The 17,315-nt window shown below is 71.7% G+C and carries 14 protein-coding genes; 9 read left to right on the plus strand and 5 right to left on the minus strand.

Annotation, left to right across the window (positions count from 1 at the left end; translation table 11 throughout):
* The first annotated feature begins 17 nt into the window (after positions 1-17).
* The 9 genes from OIB37_RS31350 (at position 18) to OIB37_RS31390 (ending at position 11,931) form a co-directional block, all read left to right on the plus strand.
* Positions 18-191, plus strand: coding sequence for a hypothetical protein (locus OIB37_RS31350; RefSeq protein ID WP_330460975.1), 174 nt, complete (start codon positions 18-20; stop codon positions 189-191).
* Between the two features lie 139 nt (positions 192-330).
* Positions 331-2,292 (plus strand): TOMM precursor leader peptide-binding protein, encoded by a 1,962-nt coding sequence (locus tag OIB37_RS31355; protein ID WP_330460976.1) that lies wholly within the window; start codon positions 331-333, stop codon positions 2,290-2,292.
* 47 nt (positions 2,293-2,339) lie between these two features.
* A complete protein-coding gene (locus OIB37_RS31360) occupies positions 2,340-3,959 on the plus strand; it encodes a SagB family peptide dehydrogenase (protein WP_330460977.1) in 1,620 nt (539 codons plus the stop codon).
* A 12-nt stretch (positions 3,960-3,971) separates the two neighbouring features.
* Complete coding sequence (locus tag OIB37_RS31365) at positions 3,972-6,710, plus strand: lantibiotic dehydratase (RefSeq protein ID WP_330460978.1); 2,739 nt, start codon at positions 3,972-3,974, stop codon at positions 6,708-6,710.
* Positions 6,710-7,825, plus strand: coding sequence for a thiopeptide-type bacteriocin biosynthesis protein (locus OIB37_RS31370; RefSeq protein WP_330460979.1), 1,116 nt, complete (start codon positions 6,710-6,712; stop codon positions 7,823-7,825). Before OIB37_RS31365 ends, OIB37_RS31370 begins: the two co-directional genes overlap by 1 nt.
* Positions 7,822-9,066, plus strand: a complete 1,245-nt coding sequence (locus tag OIB37_RS31375) for a hypothetical protein (protein WP_330460980.1) — start codon at positions 7,822-7,824, stop codon at positions 9,064-9,066. Before OIB37_RS31370 ends, OIB37_RS31375 begins: the two co-directional genes overlap by 4 nt.
* Positions 9,059-10,015: an ABC transporter ATP-binding protein gene (locus tag OIB37_RS31380; RefSeq protein WP_037855625.1), complete on the plus strand. Its 957-nt coding sequence runs from the start codon at positions 9,059-9,061 to the stop codon at positions 10,013-10,015. The genes OIB37_RS31375 and OIB37_RS31380 overlap by 8 nt, the downstream gene beginning before the upstream one ends.
* A 5-nt stretch (positions 10,016-10,020) precedes the next feature.
* Complete coding sequence (locus OIB37_RS31385; protein ID WP_330462041.1) at positions 10,021-10,857, plus strand: ABC transporter permease; 837 nt, start codon at positions 10,021-10,023, stop codon at positions 10,855-10,857.
* A 633-nt stretch (positions 10,858-11,490) separates the two neighbouring features.
* Entirely contained in the window at positions 11,491-11,931 is a 441-nt protein-coding gene (locus OIB37_RS31390; protein ID WP_330460981.1) for a VOC family protein, read from the plus strand.
* A 234-nt stretch (positions 11,932-12,165) separates the two neighbouring features.
* Here OIB37_RS31390 and OIB37_RS31395 read toward each other — a convergent pair whose 3' ends face one another.
* From OIB37_RS31395 to OIB37_RS31415, 5 genes are all read right to left on the minus strand, one after another.
* Positions 12,166-12,573, minus strand: a complete 408-nt coding sequence (locus OIB37_RS31395; protein ID WP_330460982.1) for a DUF6896 domain-containing protein — start codon at positions 12,571-12,573, stop codon at positions 12,166-12,168.
* A gap of 191 nt (positions 12,574-12,764) precedes the next feature.
* Entirely contained in the window at positions 12,765-13,142 is a 378-nt protein-coding gene (gene crcB / locus OIB37_RS31400; protein ID WP_330460983.1) for a fluoride efflux transporter CrcB, read from the minus strand.
* Positions 13,139-13,489: a DUF190 domain-containing protein gene (locus OIB37_RS31405; RefSeq protein ID WP_330460984.1), complete on the minus strand. Its 351-nt coding sequence runs from the start codon at positions 13,487-13,489 to the stop codon at positions 13,139-13,141. Before OIB37_RS31405 ends, crcB begins: the two co-directional genes overlap by 4 nt.
* Positions 13,486-14,034, minus strand: coding sequence for a fluoride efflux transporter FluC (locus OIB37_RS31410; protein ID WP_330460985.1), 549 nt, complete (start codon positions 14,032-14,034; stop codon positions 13,486-13,488). Before OIB37_RS31410 ends, OIB37_RS31405 begins: the two co-directional genes overlap by 4 nt.
* Positions 14,035-14,226: 192 nt before the next feature.
* Positions 14,227-17,220, minus strand: a complete 2,994-nt coding sequence (locus tag OIB37_RS31415) for an NACHT domain-containing protein (protein WP_330460986.1) — start codon at positions 17,218-17,220, stop codon at positions 14,227-14,229.
* Between the last annotated feature and the right edge of the window lie 95 nt (positions 17,221-17,315).

Raw genomic sequence — 17,315 nt, forward strand, 5'->3', positions numbered from 1 at the left:
ACGAAGGGAGGATCGCCATGTCCGCTGAGCTCAAGGACGAACTGAGCGCTCTGGAGAGCGCGACGTTCGAGATCGAGGAGATGACCGACGAGTCCGTCGAGCTGGCATGGTCCAGCTCGTCCTGCTCGTGCTCCAGCTGCTGCTCCTGCTCCACCAGCAGCTGCTGCTCCTGCAGCAGCAGCACCAGCTGACGCAGGCAGCTGACCGGGCCGGTGCGCACCTGTCGCCGGCCCGGTCGTCCGGCTGACACGTGCGGCCGCCCGACGCGACGGACCCCGTCGCCGAGGCCGGCGGCCGCACCCCCCATCTTCGAAGTGACTGGGTGGACGGATGAATGTGGTGTCGAACGCGGTGACCACCGCGACGGTCCCGGACGACGGCCCCCGGGTGACCGACGTCGTCCGCGACTATCTGGCCGGCCGCGCCGGCGCGGGCGTCACGGTCGACGTCGGGGTACTCGGCCTGCCGGCACGGTCCGCGCCGGCAGCGTCGAACAGGGACCGCCCGGTCGGCGAACTCGTCTACCCGGTGCGCCTGTACGGCGGGACCATGCTGATGGGGCCGCTGCACCGGGCCGACGGCACGAGTCGGCCGTGCGGCCGCTGCCTGGACCGCCGCTGGCTGGCGCTGCGCCCGGTCGAGGAGCGCGGGCCGATCGAGGACGGCGCGGACGCGTGGGCCGCGGGCGACGGATCCTCACTCACCGCCTTCGCCCTGGAACAGATCGCGCAGATCGTGCACGCGGAGACCGCCGACGGTGAACTCGCCCCCGGCGACCGGCGGATCGGCCGGATCGTGGAGCTGCGGACCCGCGACCTGACGACCGTCCGCCACGACCTGATCCCCGACTCCGAGTGCGAGAACTGCGCCACCCCGGCACCCGACACCGCCGACGGCGCGCGACTGCCGCTTCACCCGCGGCCGAAGCCGGGACCGACCACCTACCGGGGCGCGTCGGCGGCGGATCTGACCCTGCCGACCGGCGGCCTGGTCAACGAGGTGTGCGGAGCGCTGGCGAGCGCGGCCCGCCGCGTCTACCAGTGCAGCGCCACCCTGCCCGTCAGCGGGTACTTCCGGGTGCGCAGCAAGTACGACTTCCACGAGATGTGGTGGAGCGGGCAGTCGCAGAGCTCGGCGAGCAGCGAGCGGTACGGCATCCTTGAGGGCCTGGAGCGGTACGCGGGTCAGTTCCCGCGGGCCAAGGACCCGAAGACGTACGGCAGTTACCGCGAACTGGCGCCGGACGCCCTCGACCCCGCGTCGATGGGCTCGTACCGCCCGGAGTTCTACGTCGGACACCACGACTACTACCAGCCCTACCGTCCGGACACCCCGACCCACTGGGTGTGGGGCTACTCCTTCGGCGATCAGCGGCCGCTGCTGGTGCCCGAGCAGTTCGTCTTCTACCTGGACCGCCGCCCGGACCGGAAGTTCGTCCAGGAGTGCTCCAACGGCTGCGCCAGCGGCAGCAGCGTCGAGGAGGCTCTCCTGCACGGCATGCTCGAACTCATCGAGCGCGACGCGTTCCTGCTGTGCTGGTACGGCGCCGCCAGGCTGCCGGAGATCGACCAGGCGACCGTCGTCGACGAGGAGGTCCAGTTCGTACTGGACCGGGTCGCGCGGCTCGGCTACCGGATGCGCCTGTTCGACATGCGGGTGGACGTCCCCGTACCCGCCGTGATGGCGGTGGCCGAACGGCTGGACGGCGGCCTCGGCCGGCTGTGCTTCGCCGCCGGAGCGAGCCTCGACCCGGTGGAGGCGGTGCGCGCGGCCATCGCGGAGACCGCCTCCTACATCCCGGGCATGGACGAGCGGGTGGAGGCGAGACTGCCCGACCTGCGCGCGATGGTCACCGACTACGACCGGGTGCACGAACTCACCCACCACGCGTTGCTGTACGGTCTGCCGGAGATGGCACCGGCCGTCGACTTCCTGCTCGACGCGGCGCCGCCCCGGTCGATGGACGAGCTGTACGGCGCCTGGCTCGCCCAGCGGCCCGAGAGCCTGGACCTGGCCGAGGACGCGCGGTTCGTGATGGAGCGGCTGCGCGAGGTCGGCAGTGACGTCGTCGCGGTCGACCAGACCTGCCCGGAGCAGGACGGCACCGGCATCCGCACGCTGAGCGTGCTGGCGCCGGGGCTGGTGCCGATCGACTTCGGCTGGGAGCGGCAGCGCGTACTCCAGCACCCGCGGCTGCAGGCCTACCTCGACGGCGAGCTGACGGAGATCCACGCCCGTGCCGAGGGGTTCGGCCCCACGGGGCTGAACCGCAGGCCGCACCCGTTCCCGTGAGCCGTCCGTCCCCGTCAGCGCGAGAGCCGGCCGAAGGAGGAGACCCCGTGTCCGAGGACCGCACGCAGGTCGTGAGCGACTATGTGGAGTCGGTGTTCCGGCGCGGCCGGGAGCCGATGGAGCCGGTCGGATTCACCCCCGACTGGGAGGACCAGCCCTCCCGGCACAAGACCTACCTGGGGGTACGGCGCTTTCCCCTGCCGGCGGGCACCGATCTGCCGCTGGCCGGCGCCGCGGACGTACTCCTCGGCGAACCGCCCGCCGGACAGGGCCCGCCCTGGACGCTCGACTCGCTCGCCGCGCTGCTGCGGCTGTCCTACGGCGTTCTCGACCGCAGGCTACGGGTGAGCTGGAACCAGGACAGCGATGTGCGGGTGCTCTACCCGGAGGCGCTGTGGGGGAGAGGCACCGCCTCCGGGGGAGGGATGTACCCGCTGGAGGTGTACTGGGTGGCCGGGCCGGGCGGACCGCTGACTCCCGGCGTCTACCACTACTCGACGGCGCACCACGGCTTCGAACGCCTGCTGGCCGGTGACCTCACCGACGAGGTGCGCGCGGCGTGCGAGTCCGGGGCCGGTTCCGGATCGGCCGACGGCTTCCTCATCGTGACCGTGCGGTTCTGGAAGAACTCCTTCAAGTACAACAGCTTCTGCTACCACGTGGTGACGCAGGACGCCGGTGCCCTGCTGGGCAGTTGGGAGCTGATCGCGCGGGGCACGGGCCGGCGCCTCACCAGGGTGCTGTGGTTCGACGACGAGCGGCTGAACCGGCTGCTGGGGCTCGACACCGACGAGGAGTGCGCGCTGGCCGTGGTCCCGGTGTCGTTCGGCACACCCGCCGCTCCTGCGGCCGATCCAGTCCACCGCGACGGCCCGGTCGGCCTGATCGACCGGCCCAGCTTCGAGAGATCGGCGCGCCTGCTCACCTTCGAGCAGATCGAGCAGGTGCACCACGCGGTCCTCGCGGACCGCCGTGAGCGCCCGGAGCCCGACGTGGCGCGCGGACTCGTACCGGTCCCGCCCGCCGGGGGCCAGGAGGTCGTACTGCCGGAGCCGCTGACGGACCGGCTGGGCCAGGACATCGGCGAGACACTGCGCTCCCGCCGCACCAGCTTCGGCTCCTTCACCCGCTCCCGCCCGCTCGGCCTCGACGAACTGGGCACCGTGCTCGCGGGCACCGCGTCGGGGCAGCGGTACGTCGCGGACGTGGTGCCCGACGACGTGGGGCTGACGGGGCTGTACGTCCTGGCGAACCGGGTCGCCGGACTGCCGAGCGGCACCTACCGCTACGACGGCGGCGGGCACCGGCTGCGCGTGATGCGCGAGATGCCGCTCGCCCAGAAGCTGCAACACGCCTACTACCTGAGCAACTACAACCTGGAACAGGTCGGCGCCGTGCTGGCGATCTCGGGGCGGTGGCGCAGCACGCTCGACGCCTACGGCAGCCGCGGCTACCGGGTGCTCAACTCCGAGGTGGGCGCGGTGGCGCAGACGGCCTACACTGCCGCCGCCGCGCTGGGCGTCGGCTGCGGAGCCGTGCTCGGCTTCGACAACATCGCCATCGACGAGTGGGCCGGCCTCGACGACGGGGACGAACGAACCTTCCTCTTCGTGCTGCTCGGCCACGAACGCGCGGACAGCGCGGACTTCGACTACCGGCTGGTCTGAGAGGGCTGATCCGTGAAATCCAGCGCGCTGCCGGCGCCGACGTCACATGTGGCGTCGGCCGCGACCCTGCCCGACCACGAGAGCGCGGAGCGCGTGCGCTGGCACCTGGTGCCGAGGTTCATGCTGCGCGTCGGCGGTCTCCCCTTCGAAACCGCCGCCGCGCTGGCCACTCCCGCGAGCGCGGCATGGGCGGACGACGTGCTCGACGCGCGGCGGCGGCTGCGCGAGCGCGGAGCCCGGCTCGCCGACCGCCTGCAGGAGCGGGTGGCACAGAGCCTCGACGACCCGGCGGCCCGCCGGACCCTGATCAACCTGCGCCGCGACGTCTTCAACTCCCGTGCGCCACGCGGCTTGGAGCGGGCCGAGCCGCTGCTGGCGGGCACCGAACTCGCGGAACTGCGCGCGTGGTTGACCGACCGGCAGCGGCACGAGGCGCTGCTGCGCACCGGCTCCGGCGTCCTGGCCGAGGAGACCGAAGCGGCCCGACGCGAGCTGCGCCGCACCGCGACGGAGACGGACCTGCGGCACGGCATCCAGCTGTCGTCCCCGTCGCTCGACGAGTACCTCGACGCATACCTGAACCGCGCCGACGCCGACGGCCCGCTGAGCAAGCGGGAGAGGCGCATCGAACGCTCGCTGCTGGAGTACCTGCTGCGCACCGCGTGCAAGACCAGCCCGTTCAGCACCCTGACGGCGGTGTCCGCGGGCCACTTCGCCGAGGCCGGCGGCCGGCCGCTCGTCGCGTCCGTCGACGGGTGGGAGAAGCGGGGCAGCACCCGGCTGAACATCGCGGTACTCGCCCGGCTCTCGGAACTGCTCACCACCAACCCCCGGATCCGCCACGAACTGCCGGTCCGCGCCACCAGCGGAACCGAGGTGCACCAGGACCGGGTCCGCTACCTGCGCAAGCTGCGCGGCGCCGACGGCAATGCCGACGCGGCGGTCACCCTGGACGCGGTCCACGAGAGCCTGTTCTACCTGCCCGGCGGAGACGCCCTCGCCGACGTGCTCAAGCTGTTCGGCGACGGCACGACGCTGCGGTTCGAGGACGCCGTACGGCAGCTGTGCGCGCTGGACGTCAAGCGCCCGCAGCCCGAAGTGGAGCGGTATCTGGCCCAGTTGCTCAGGCTGGGCCTGCTCGTCGTGCCGGATCTGCACCTCGACATCCACGACCCGGACCCGGTCTCCACCTACCGCGGCGGGCTGCGGGGACTGGGCACGAGCTGGGCCGACGACATCGCGGCGCTCGTCGAGCGGATGGGCGCGGACGTCGAACGGTTCGCCGGTGCCGGACTGGCCCGCAGGCGTGAACTGCTCGCCCACGTCAAGGAGTCGGTGGCCGAGACACATCGCCTCCTGGGCCGCGACGACACACCGGTCCTGCGCACCCTGGTCTACGAGGACACCACCCTGCCCGGACTGACGGTGACCGGTGACACCTCGACGTGGACCCGGAAGCTCACCCCCGGCCTGCGACAACTCGCCCGCATCCTGCCGGCGTTCGACGGCAACGCCGTACGCAGGATCGTCACCAGGGGGTTCTTCCGCGCACGCTACGGCGAAGGCGGCCGCTGCGAGGACTTCCTGTCCTTCGCCCACCAGTTCAACCAGGACTTCTACGACAACTACAACCAACGCCTGATGCGCCACCAGCGCTTCGACGGCACCACACCGCTTCCGTACGACAACTGGTTCCGGCAGGAGGAGATCACCGGCATCGACCGCGCCCGCGCCGCCGTGGCCGAGGAGATGGGACTCCGGTACGGGAAAGCCCGCGCGAGCGGAGCCGACGTCGAACTCGACGAGGACTTCCTCGCCACCGTGGAGGGACTGCTGCCGCGCACCGAGGACCTGCGGTCGCTGTCGTTCTTCCTCCAGCTCGCCGAGAACGGCACCGAGGACCCCCTCGTGGTCGTCAACCGCGTCTACTCCGGACTCACCCTCCTCTTCTCCCGGTTCGCGCACTGCTTCGACGACGCCCTCACCGCGTCACTGCGCCGCTCGCTGGACGACGCCGTACCGGAGGGCGCCGTGTTCGCCGAGCTCAAGGGCGGCTACGACGCGACCAACCTGAACCTCCACCCCGTCGTCACCCCCTACGAGATCGTCTGCCCCGGCGAGACCAGCTTCCGCCCGCCGCACGAGCGGATCCCGGTGGAGGACCTGGTCGTCGAGCACGACGCGGAAACCGACCGGCTGCGCCTGCGCTCCCGCCGGCTCGGCGTCGAGGTGATCCCCGTCTACCTCGGCTTCCTGCTGCCCATGGCGCTCCCCGAGGTGCAGCAGGTGCTGCTGAACTTCTCCTGTACGACCATGGTCCAGCTCGACCTGTGGGAGGGCACCGGCGTCCAGGAGGGCGACAGCGGTGTCCTCCCGCGCGTACGGCTGGGCAACGTGGTGCTCCAGCGCAAGTCCTGGCGGTTCGCCGCCGGCCAACTGCCGCCGGCGGTGGCCGGACAGTCGGACGACGAGTGGTTCCTGGCCTGGCGGGAATGGCAGCGGAGCGCGGGACTCCCGCGCCATGTGTTCGCCTCGCTCGGCGGCGAACACAAGCCGCAGTACGTGGACTTCGACTCCTACGCGTGCGTGCGGCTGCTGGAGACCGCCGTCCGCAAGAGCGCCTCGGCGGTGGTGCTCACCGAGATGCTGCCCGGCCCCGACCAGCTGTGGCTGCGCGACGACCGGCACCGGTACGTCACCGAACTCACGGTCCAGCTCGACGGCGTCAACGGAACGGAGACGGAGCGGTGATGGACGTGATGGACGGCAAGCGAGGACCGGACGACGGCGACACCGGCGGCATGAAGCACGGCGTCTCCGTCGAGACGGAGCAGGACATCGAAACGGAGCAGGACGGCGACGGCTGGATCAGCCTGCACGTCTTCTACGCCGCGAACGCCAACCCCGTACTGGTGCACTGCGTACGGCCGTTGGTGTCACGCCTGCGGGATCTGGGCATGCTGCGCTCGTGGTTCTTCATCCGCTACTGGCTGGAGGGCCCGCACATCAGGCTGCGCCTGCTGCCGGCCGACGCGTCGGCGGCCGGCGAGGTCGCGCGCACGGCACGGGAGACACTGGAGGCGTACCTGCGCGAGCGCCCCGCCCTCTACGAGGAGGACCGCAACGCCAGCGGCGACCTCTACAAGAACATGTTCCTCGCCGAGTACAGCGAGGAACGCTGGGACGAACTCTACGGCGCCGACGGCGAGATGCCGTTCCAGGGGAACAACAGCGTCGCCCCCGTCCCCTACGAACGCGAACTGGACCGCTACGGCGGCCCGGCCGGCATGGAGCTGGCCGAGTGGCACTTCCAGGAGTCCAGCGAGACGGTGATGACGCTGCTGGACACCACCAATGTGCACGTACGCACCGTACTGCTGGGCCAGGCCGCCCAGTTGACGGCAGGACTGTGCTTCGCCCTGCTGCGCGACGAGGACGCGGTGGCCCGGTTCCTCGGCCGCTACCGCACCATGTGGGAGACCTCGTACCAGGAGCCGAGCGACAGCCAGCACGAGCGCTTCGACCGCTCCTACGAACGGATGAAGGACCGGCTGGTACCCCGGCTGCAGCATGTGCGCGACAGCGCCCGGGGCGACTCCTCGGCCTCGCCCACCCCGCTGGAGCGGGCCTGGCTGGCACACTGCACCGAACTCCGCGACCGCGTACTGAAACTGGCCGACGCCGGACACCTGACGTTCCGCGACGGAGCCGTACCGGACCCCGAGGACGCCTTGGCCATCGTGCTCAGCTCCTACGTCCACATGACCAACAACCGGCTCGGGGTGAGCATCCTGGACGAGATCTACCTCTCCTACGTCATCTGCAAGGCGCTGTCCGACATGGCACCCCTGGAGGCGCTGCGGTGACCGAGACGGCCTACGACCGGCCGCGGCTCCGGCCCGAGGTGGTGCTCGGCCCCGCCCTGCGCTCCGGCCCGAAGACCGTGCACCACGTCAAGGACGCACGCACCGGCTGCTACTACCGGGTGGGGCCCCGCGAGCACTTCATCATGGGCCTGATGGACGGCGGCCACACCATCGAGGACATCGGGCGCAGCTACACCGACACCTACGACCGCCGGCTCGGACCTGCCCACTGGCAGCAGATGTTCACCATGCTCGGCCGCTACCAGCTGCTCGACGGACACGCCGACGACGCGGCCCTGGACAAGCTCAGACAGGCCCACGAGGCCAAGGAGTCGGCGCGTCAGAGCCTGCTGCGCCGACGCTGGGTGATGCTGCGCCCCGACCGGTTGTGCGCCACGCTCGCCACCCGGCTGGCGTTCGCCTTCCGCGCGGCGTTCCTGATCCCCGCGTCCGTCCTGGTGGTCGCTCTGCAGGTGTTCGTCTGGACGCACCTGTCCACCCTGACCCACGAGGCGACCCACCAGAAGTCCTGGATGATCACCGTGCCGCTGTCGATGCTGCTGTTCTGGGGCATCACCGTGCTGCACGAGTTCGCCCACGGCGTGACCTGCCGTCACTTCGGCGGCACGGTAACCGAGATCGGGCTCAGCTGGCGGTTTCCGATGCTGACCCCTTACTGCCGCACGGACGACATCGTGCTCTTCCCCCGGCGCGGGGCCCGGGTGGGTACCGCGTTCGCCGGCGTCTTCGTCAGCCTGCTCGCGCTGGTACCGGTGCTGGCCTGGTGGCTGCTGGCCCGGGACGGGGTGCCCGGACGCCCGCTCGCCGCCGCGCTGCTGCTGTTCGGCAGCTCAGGTGCCCTGATGAGTCTGCTGCCGGTTCTGCGATCGGACGGTTACGTCATGCTCACCCACGCGCTGGACCTCGTGGACCTGCGCCGCGAGTCCTACCGGTTCTGGCGGCTGCGCCTGCGCCGGCGCGACCCCGCCGCCCGGGAACAGCTCGACGCCTACCCGCCCCGCGACGCACGCGCCTACGCGGTCTACGGCATCACCTCGCTCCTGCTCCTCGCGTCGGCCTACTGCGGCCTGATGTGGGTCTGGTTCGGCACCCTCCAGCGCTGGACGGGCCCGCTGTGGGCGGCGGTGATCCTCGCCGTTGAGTCCGTGGTGGCGGCCGGCATCCTGGCGCTGGCCGCGCGGGGCCGCCGTACCGGCGAACGGCAGGCCGCCGATGCCTGACAGCGGCGACGCGATCGCGATCCGCACCAGCGGGCTGACCAAGCGGTACGGCCCGGAAACCGGTGTGTTCGACCTCGACATGACGGTCCGGCGCGGCGAGGTCTACGGATTCCTCGGACCCAACGGAGCCGGCAAGAGCACCACCATGCGCATGCTGGTGGGGCTGACCCGGCCCACCTCGGGCACCGCGACGGTGCTGGGCCACCGCGCCGGGACCCGGCGCAGTCTGCGTGGGACGGGAGCACTGATCGAGGCACCTCCGGCCCTGTATCCGCACCTGTCCGGCCGGGACAACCTGCGCGTCATCGCCGGCTACGCGTCCGTACCCGCGACCCGCATCGAGCAGGTCCTCGAAGAGGTCGGGATGACGGCCAAAGCGGACGTCGCCTTCCGCGCGTACTCGCTCGGCATGAAACAGCGCGTCGCGGTGGCCGCCGCGCTGCTGAAGGACCCCGCCCTGCTCATCCTCGACGAGCCGACCAACGGCCTTGACCCGGAGGGCATGGCGAGCATGCGCGAGCTGATCACCGGTCTGCGCCGGGACCACCGCACGGTGCTGCTGTCCAGCCATCTGCTGGCCGAGGTGGAGCACCTGTGCGACCGGGTCGGGGTGATCCGCCGAGGCCGGCTGATCGCCGAGGGCACGGTCGCCGAACTGCGCCGCAGCGCGGGCGAGGGCGGTCTGACGGTGACCGTGGACGCGCCCGAGCGCGCAGCCGAACTCGTACGGAAGATGCCGGCCGTCCGCTCGGCGACGGCCGTCGACGGGGAGCTGCGCGTGGTCGTCGACCCGCGCGAGGCGGCCGCCGTCAACCGGCTGCTCGTGGAGAACGGCCTGGAGGTCAGCGAACTGCGCAAGCAGGTCCTCTCGTTGGAGGACGTGTTCATGGACCTGGTGGAGGACCACCGGCCCGCCGGGCCGGAATCCATGAAGGTGGTGGGTCGTTGAACGGCGTGCTTCGGGCCGAACTGCTGGCGACACGCAGGCGTCCCGGTGTCTGGATCGTCGGCGGGGCATGGGCCGGCCTGGCGGTGGTCTTCGGCATGGTGGTGCCGTACATCGTCTGGCTGGCCATCAGGAACCGGCCGGTCGGCTCGGCGGGTGATCCGGAGCAACTGATCGGCGGCGTACTGCCGGACAAGTTCCTGTCCGGCACGGTCGACCTGTACCCGATGTTCGGCAGCGCGCTGATGCTGATCCTCGGCGCCGTCCTCGTCGGCGGCGAGTACCGGTGGGGAACCTGGAGCACCCTCCTGGTCCAAGGACCCGGCCGCAGCTCGGCGGTGCTCGGCAAGGCCATCGCGGCAGCGGTGGCGATCCTCTGCATCACGGTGCTGGTGCTGGCGGCGAGCGCGGGGGCGAGCGGGCTCGTCGCGGCACTCACCGGCCGCCCCGCCCACTGGCCGGACGCGGCCACGCTGCTGGGCGGGATCGGCGCCGTCTGGCTGATCAGCGTGGCCGCGGCGAGCCTGGGCATCTTCCTGTCGATCCTGCTGCGCGGCACCGGGGCGGCCATCGGAGTGGGCCTGCTCTGGCTGCTGGCGCTGGAGAACCTCGTCTCCGGACTGGCCGGCACGCTGCCCGCTCTGAAGTGGGTGCAGCGGCTGCTGATCGGACCGAGCGCCGGGTCGCTCGCCACGGCCCTCGATCCGTCCGGCAAGCCCAACACCTCGATCCCCGGCGTCGTCTCGGTCTCGGGCCCCCTGTCCGCGAGCCTGGTACTCACGGCGTACGTGGTGGTGTGCCTCGGCCTCTCCTGCCTGTTCGTCAACAGGCGGGACGTGAGCTGAGCGCCCTTGAACGCGGTCGGCGGAAAGGGAGTTGCGGAAAGTTGCCGCAACTTGTTGCCATGTGCGCGGCGGGCTGTTTCACTCGCCCGGCTCCCCGAGCCGACGACAGGAAGCACCACACCTCATGAGCACCGAGACCGACGTCCTCGATCCCTGCGGCGATGGCACGCAGGTCACGCATGTACTCCCTGACCTTCTCGATCATGTGGGGTCAGCGAAGCAAGTTCCTCACGCCAGACGGTTCTGACAGCCCTGGTTTGCAGGCTGTCGTCCCGACTCGTGAGAGTCGCAGTTCAGGGGCCGTTTCGGAGAAATCCGGGACGGCCCCTGAATCGTTTTCGGGGACCGGTCGGGGGACGCGACTACGAACGCCGCACCATCAGTGCCGAGGCGATGATCTACTGGTCGACGACCCTGCTCATGACCCGCTGCCTTGCCCGCCCACGCCCTCGCCCATGCCCACGCCGGTCAGCCTGCGTGAATCGGCCCGGCGCGGGCTCGTGAATCTCACCCGAGGCGCGATCCGGACTTTCGGAATTCGGTGGTCCGCGGATGTCGAGAACGTCCCACCGGCTCCGTCCCAGGGACAACGGCGGACACCACCGGCCGCACGAGGAAGAAGGAGAGACCAGCATGGCGATTCAGCGGATCGACAACGTCGGCATCGTCGTCGAGGACTTGGATGCCGCCATCGCGTTCTTCGTGGAACTCGGTATGGAGCTGGAGGGCAGGGGGGAGGTCGAGGGCCTCTTCGCCGACCAGTGCACCGGACTCGACGGCGTCCGCTGTGACATCGCGATGGTACGGACCCCGGACGGGCACAGTCGGCTCGAGCTGGCGAAGTACCGCACCCCCGCGGTGATCAGCGCCGGGCCGCGCGACCGGCCGCACAACATTCTGGGCACGCACCGCGTCATGTTCGCCGTCGACGACATCGAGGACACTGTTGCCCGCCTGCGTCCTCTCGGCGCCGAACTCGTCGGCGAGATCGCCCGGTTCGAGGACAGCTATCTGCTCTGCTACCTCCGCGGCCCGGAGGGCATCATCGTCGGACTGGCCGAGCAACTGCGCTGAGAAAGGGCGCGAGGGCCTGCGCGCTGACCGGCGTCGGAAGGCCGGCCGTGGTCAACTGGCAGTTGAATGGCCCAGGTGCTGGAGCGGCTCGACGAGTTTCCCTGCGCTTGCTCTTCGCCTCATTTGCTCGCTCACCGCGCAACTGCTGGACTTGCCCGAAGGGCCCGTGCGTTCGCCGGCCGCGCGAGACCGCGATCCGGATCGCGGTCGACCGGGGGGCACTCGGTACACGGGTCAAGCGGGAGCCTGGGCTCCGGTCACGCTGAACCATCCGGGCCGCGCCTCGGTCAGCAGGGGCTTCAGTGACTCCACCGCCGATCGCAGCTCATGCTCCGTGAGGTCGAGGGGATCGGGCAGGCTCCGCCCGTAACGGCGCAGCCGCCACAGGTCGAAGATCTCGGTGCCGTCGCTCGCGAAGTCGACATCGATCTCTGTGCCGTTCCGGCTGACGAAGCGACAGCCTGCGCCATGGACCCGGTAGAAGTAGGAGCCGATCTCGCCGTCACGGCTGATCTGGCGCGAACGGGCCAGGCCGAGCAAGTCCGCCAGTCGCCCGAGCGAGGGGATCGCCGTCCGTATCGCCTCGCCGGCCGCATGGAGAGCGCCGACGTAACCGATGGCAAGGTCGCGCGCTGTCGTCACGTGCGGGCCTCTCGCACCCGAAGCCTGGTCCATACTGTGCCCCCCTGTCGCGTTGTCGGGTCTCATCGTTCTACCCGGGCCTCTACCCGGGCCTCCACTCGTGCCTCAGCTCGGGCCTCCGCCTTCGCCGTCAGACCGCAGTCTCCAGAACCAGTTGGCCGTCGCCGCCGAACGGCCGGACCTGGGCGCGGTCATGAGAGGAAGGCTTCGGCGACGGTGAGGCCGGCGAAGGCGGCGCCGAGTCCCGCGGTGACGGAGGCGGCCACGTTGGCCGCGGCGAAGAACCTCGCGCCGGACTCGGCCAGGCGCAGCGTCTCGTAGGAGAAGGCCGAGTACGTCGTCAGCGCACCGCACAGGCCCGTTCCCAGGAGCAGTTGCACGGCGTGGGAGGCCGTACCGGACAGGGCGGCGCCGGTGAGGAAGCCGAGAATCAGGGAGCCCCCGACGTTGACGGTGAAGGTGCCCCAGGGGAAGACGGTGTCGTGGCGGGCCTGGACGGCGCGGTCGGTCAGGTAGCGCAGGAGCGCGCCGACGGCACCTCCCACGGCCACGAGGAGGAAGTCCTTCACCGCTGCTCTGTCCAGGCGTCTTCGTAGTGGACGGTCTGGACGGCCTCCAGGGTGATCAGCCCTTCGATGCCGAGTTCCTCCAGTTGGGGGAGGAACTCCTGGATGCGTTCGTCGGTGTCCACGATCACCACGGTGACCGGGAGGTCGTCCGCCAGGGACAGCAGGCGGGTGGTGTGGACGATCTGCCGGCTGCCGAAGCCCTCCACGCCGTGGAAGATCGAGGCGCCGCTCAGTCCGGCGCGGTGAGCCCGGTGGACGATCTCGCTGCAGACCGGCTTGTGGTGCCAGGTGTCGGTGTCGTCGACCAGGACGGTCAGGCGTACTGCCGGGGAGATGCGGAAGGTCATGACTCGCTCCGATTCGCCAGGAGGCGGCGTGTGCTGAACGCGCCGACGCCCACCGCGGCCATCGCCATGACGACGGTGGCCGCCATATAGGCGAGCGCTGTGGTGGCGTGGCGGCCGTCGAGGAGGTGTTCGACGTCGACGCAGTAGGTGGAGAAGGTGGTGAACCCGCCGAGCACGCCGGTTTTGAAGAACGGGCGCAGCAGACGGTGGGCCGTGAAGACCTCGGTGACCGTGACGAGGAAGACGCCGATCAGCAGGCAGCCGCCGGCGTTCACCGTCAGCGTCGTCCAGAAGGCGCCGGCGGGGGTGGGCCACAGCCGTACGGCCTCGAAGCAGGCCGCCGCACCGATGGCGCCGCCGGTCGCGATGGCGGCGAGGACCGTGCCGGTGCTGTCGCGCGAACGGGGCGGTTGCCGGTGTCGGCCGGTATGCGTCCGAGCGGCAGTGCCGCTGGCACCGCCCCCGCTGCCGCTGCCGCTGCCGGTGCCTTCGGGGGTGACGGCCGGGGCGACCGGCTCGGCCTGCCGCGAATCGTGGGAACGCATAGCTCTCCCTACACGTGGTCGCCGCCCGCGGGTGCGGACAGGACGGGTCACGAGTAGGGACCGTTGGCGGTCGGTGCCGCGGTTCGGGTACGGCGGGCCTCACCGCCGCGCAGCGGCCCGAAGGATGCTGCTTCTCCCAGCCTACCGGCGGCAGCCCGTACGCACGCTCCGCACGGCCCGACGGGCATGCCCTCACTGCTGCCCGTCGTGCACCTCGCGCGGACACGCGTCGTCCACCGGACGCCCGGCCCTCGTGACGGCGCGGAGCCGGTCGTCCCCGGTCCAGCCGTTCGCCAGGTGCGACTGCAGCCGCAGGTGCCGGAACTCGAAGCACGCCCCGGACCGCCGCAGCACCCCGCGCCGGTGCGCGTCCTCCAGGAACGTCATCAGCCGCCACGGCAGCCGCCCGGTCACCGCCAGCCAGATCCGTGCCACCGTGAAGCGTCCCCAGGCGCTCAGCGCGAGCGCCGCCGCGCCGAGCGGCAGCCACAGCTGGGTGCCCACGTGCGACAGCCCGCCCCAGTCGCCCGGCAGCGTCATCACCGGCACGCAGACGAGCGCGACGAGCAGCGCGACGACACCTCCGCGGGTGAAGGACGCCGTCCGGTCGGTGCGCAGCGAGGAGCCGGGCCCGGTCGCCCGCATGAGGTCCGACGGCACGCTGAGCGCCCGGTACACGCCGCACACGCACCCGCCCACCAGACCGATCAGTACCCCGCCGGCCGCGAACGGCGGCAGACAGCGCGTCAGCAGACCCACCGCCGGCCCCTGGGTGAGCCAGCCGCGGGCCTGCTTCGGCAACTCGGAGCGCAGGTTCGCCGCGTACGCCACCGTCCCCGGGGCCCGTTCCGCCGCCGGGCCACCGGCCAGGGCGAGACGGACGACCACCACCCCCTCCCGCGCCTCGAACACCGTGCGCCGGGACGTGAAGGGGCGGCACTTACGGCCGTGCAGCAGCGGGATCGTGCAGTCCGGGGGCTCGCCCCGGCCGGGGTAGGCGATCGGCCGCGCCCCGTCACCGGGGATCAGCAGCATGCCCCGCAGCGGTCGCGTGGTGGCCGCCGTCCGCACCCCGTGCCGTACCGCGAACCGCCAGTCGTCGATCCGCCGCCCGTCGAGTTCGGCGGGGGACCCGGACTTGAGCTCGGTCACCGCGACCGCGGTGACGCCCGCGGCCGTGCAGGCCGTCACCCCGATCAGCAGCGCGGCGGCGGTGCCCCGCACCACGCCCGCGGCGAACCGGCGGACCACACGCCCGACCCGCGGCGGATGCGCCCCGTCCTGCCCGGCCTGGTGGGTACCGCTCACCAGTAACGCCGTACCCACCCCCATGCACGTGGTGCCGATCAGCGCCGTCCAGGGATCGCGCGACCGGCCGAACAGCACCGTGCCCGCCGCGCACGCCCCGCCCAGCAGCAGCACCCCGCCGAGGACCCGGGCCACCGCCCGGCCCGCCGCACCGTTCCAGGGCAGGCTGAGCGGCACCGGTCGGCGGGGCAGTCCGGCGATGCCGAAGAACAGGGTGAACAGCAAGGAGAACAGGCAGCCGCCGAGCAGGTCGGGCACCCAGCCGTCGGTCACCGTGCCGTAGCGGAAACCGAACCGCAGATCGTCGGTGTAGGCGAAGGCCGCCCACAGCAACGCGCTCACCGCCGCGGTGAGCAGCGTCTGGCGCAGGACGAACCGCCGGCCCGGCAGGTCCCCGTCCGTCGGCAGCAGGCACGACGCTCCGAACGCGAAGCCCAGGGTCTGTCCGAACAGCGTCGCGCACACCGACATGACGTCCTCCGCCCCCGCCGTACCGCCCGCCACACGCGCCGCCATGACGGGCAGTACGAGCGCGGACAGTACGACGAGCGCGAGCAGCCCCGGGGCGTACACCCGCAGGACGCGCGGCAGCAGTGACTCCAGTTCCCACCAGGCCAGCCGCCCCGTGTCGCGCCGCTGCAGCGCCCGCGCCAGCACGGTCAGGCGCCGTACCGCGTCGCCGGTCGCCCGCGGCCCCGAGTCGGCGAACGCGGCGGGCACGAACGCCCCGAGCAGATGCTCCTCGACGGCGGCCACCGTGGGGAAGCGCTTCGTGTCCAGCAGCTCCGAGGGGTTGCCGGAGGTGTCGCCGTAGACCGCGCGGGCCAGCGCCACCATCAGGGGAGTCGTCAGGGCCCGCGCCGGCGCGGACTGCGGGCGCCGGTCCAGTTCCCGCAGCACCGGCGTCCACACGGTCACCCGCTGTCCGTCCGCCGTGTGCAGGGGGCGGGACGTGCGCTCCAGGTGCGCCGCGGCCTGCGCGAGGTCCAGGGGTCTGAGCTCGACCACCTCGGCGGCGGTGAGTACGTCGCCCTCGGTGACCGCCGCCGCCCACGCCTCGGCACGGCTGGTGAGCAGCAGCGGCAGGTCGTCGTCGAGTTCGGCGTTGACGCGTCGTACGGCCTCCCCGTAGGCGGGGCGCGGCAGTTCGTCGAAGCCGTCGAGGACGGGCAGGACGAGGCCCGCGTCCAGCAGGGCGCGGGCGAGGGTGCGCCGCCCGTCGGCCGCCGCGGCGAGCGGCGGGTAGTCGTCGGCGAGCCGGACCGCTAGCCAGTCGCGCAGCCCGGTGCGCCGCGGATCCCAGCCGGCGAGCGGGACGATCACCGGGACCGGCCCGCCGGGAGGCCGCGCGGCCAGTCTGCCGAGGACGAACCGCATGGCCAGCACGCTCTTCCCGGACCCCGGCCCGCCGAGCACCACCAGACGCCGGCCGGGCAGCGTCGCGAACGATCCGGTGAAGTCCTCCGCCTCGGCGTCCCGCGGCGCGGGCAGCGGCTGGGCCCGCCGGATGTTCTCCGGGTGATCCGCCAGCCGCCGGTCCGCCGGAGCCCAGCGCACCTCGATCGGCATCGGGTCCTGCAACCGCCGCAGCCGGGCCTCCGCCGCCCACTGGTCGCGCACGGCCTCGGCCAGGGCGTCGGCGGCCCGCCTCCGGTCCTCGGCCGCCGACCGGGGCGGCGGGTCGCCGTCGCCGCGCAGGATGTCGGCCACCAGCGCGACGATGGACACGAACGCGCCGATCGCCGAGATCAGGACGCCCGCGACCGCCGCGTTCCACCAGTAGAACTGAAGGACACCCGCGAGCGCCGCGAGCGCGACCCCGCACGCGGCGAACCCCAGCCGCCGCCGCGCCCGCGCCCTGTGCCATCCGCCTCGCATATGACCGCTCCCCGCGCCGGACTCCGGTGCCCTGCCAACTGTGTCGGAATCATCCGTTTTAGCCGTCGAACAGCCGAACAACGGGCTTTTCGAAA

The sequence above is a fragment of the Streptomyces sp. NBC_00820 genome (assembly GCF_036347055.1).
Lineage (GTDB): Bacteria > Actinomycetota > Actinomycetes > Streptomycetales > Streptomycetaceae > Streptomyces.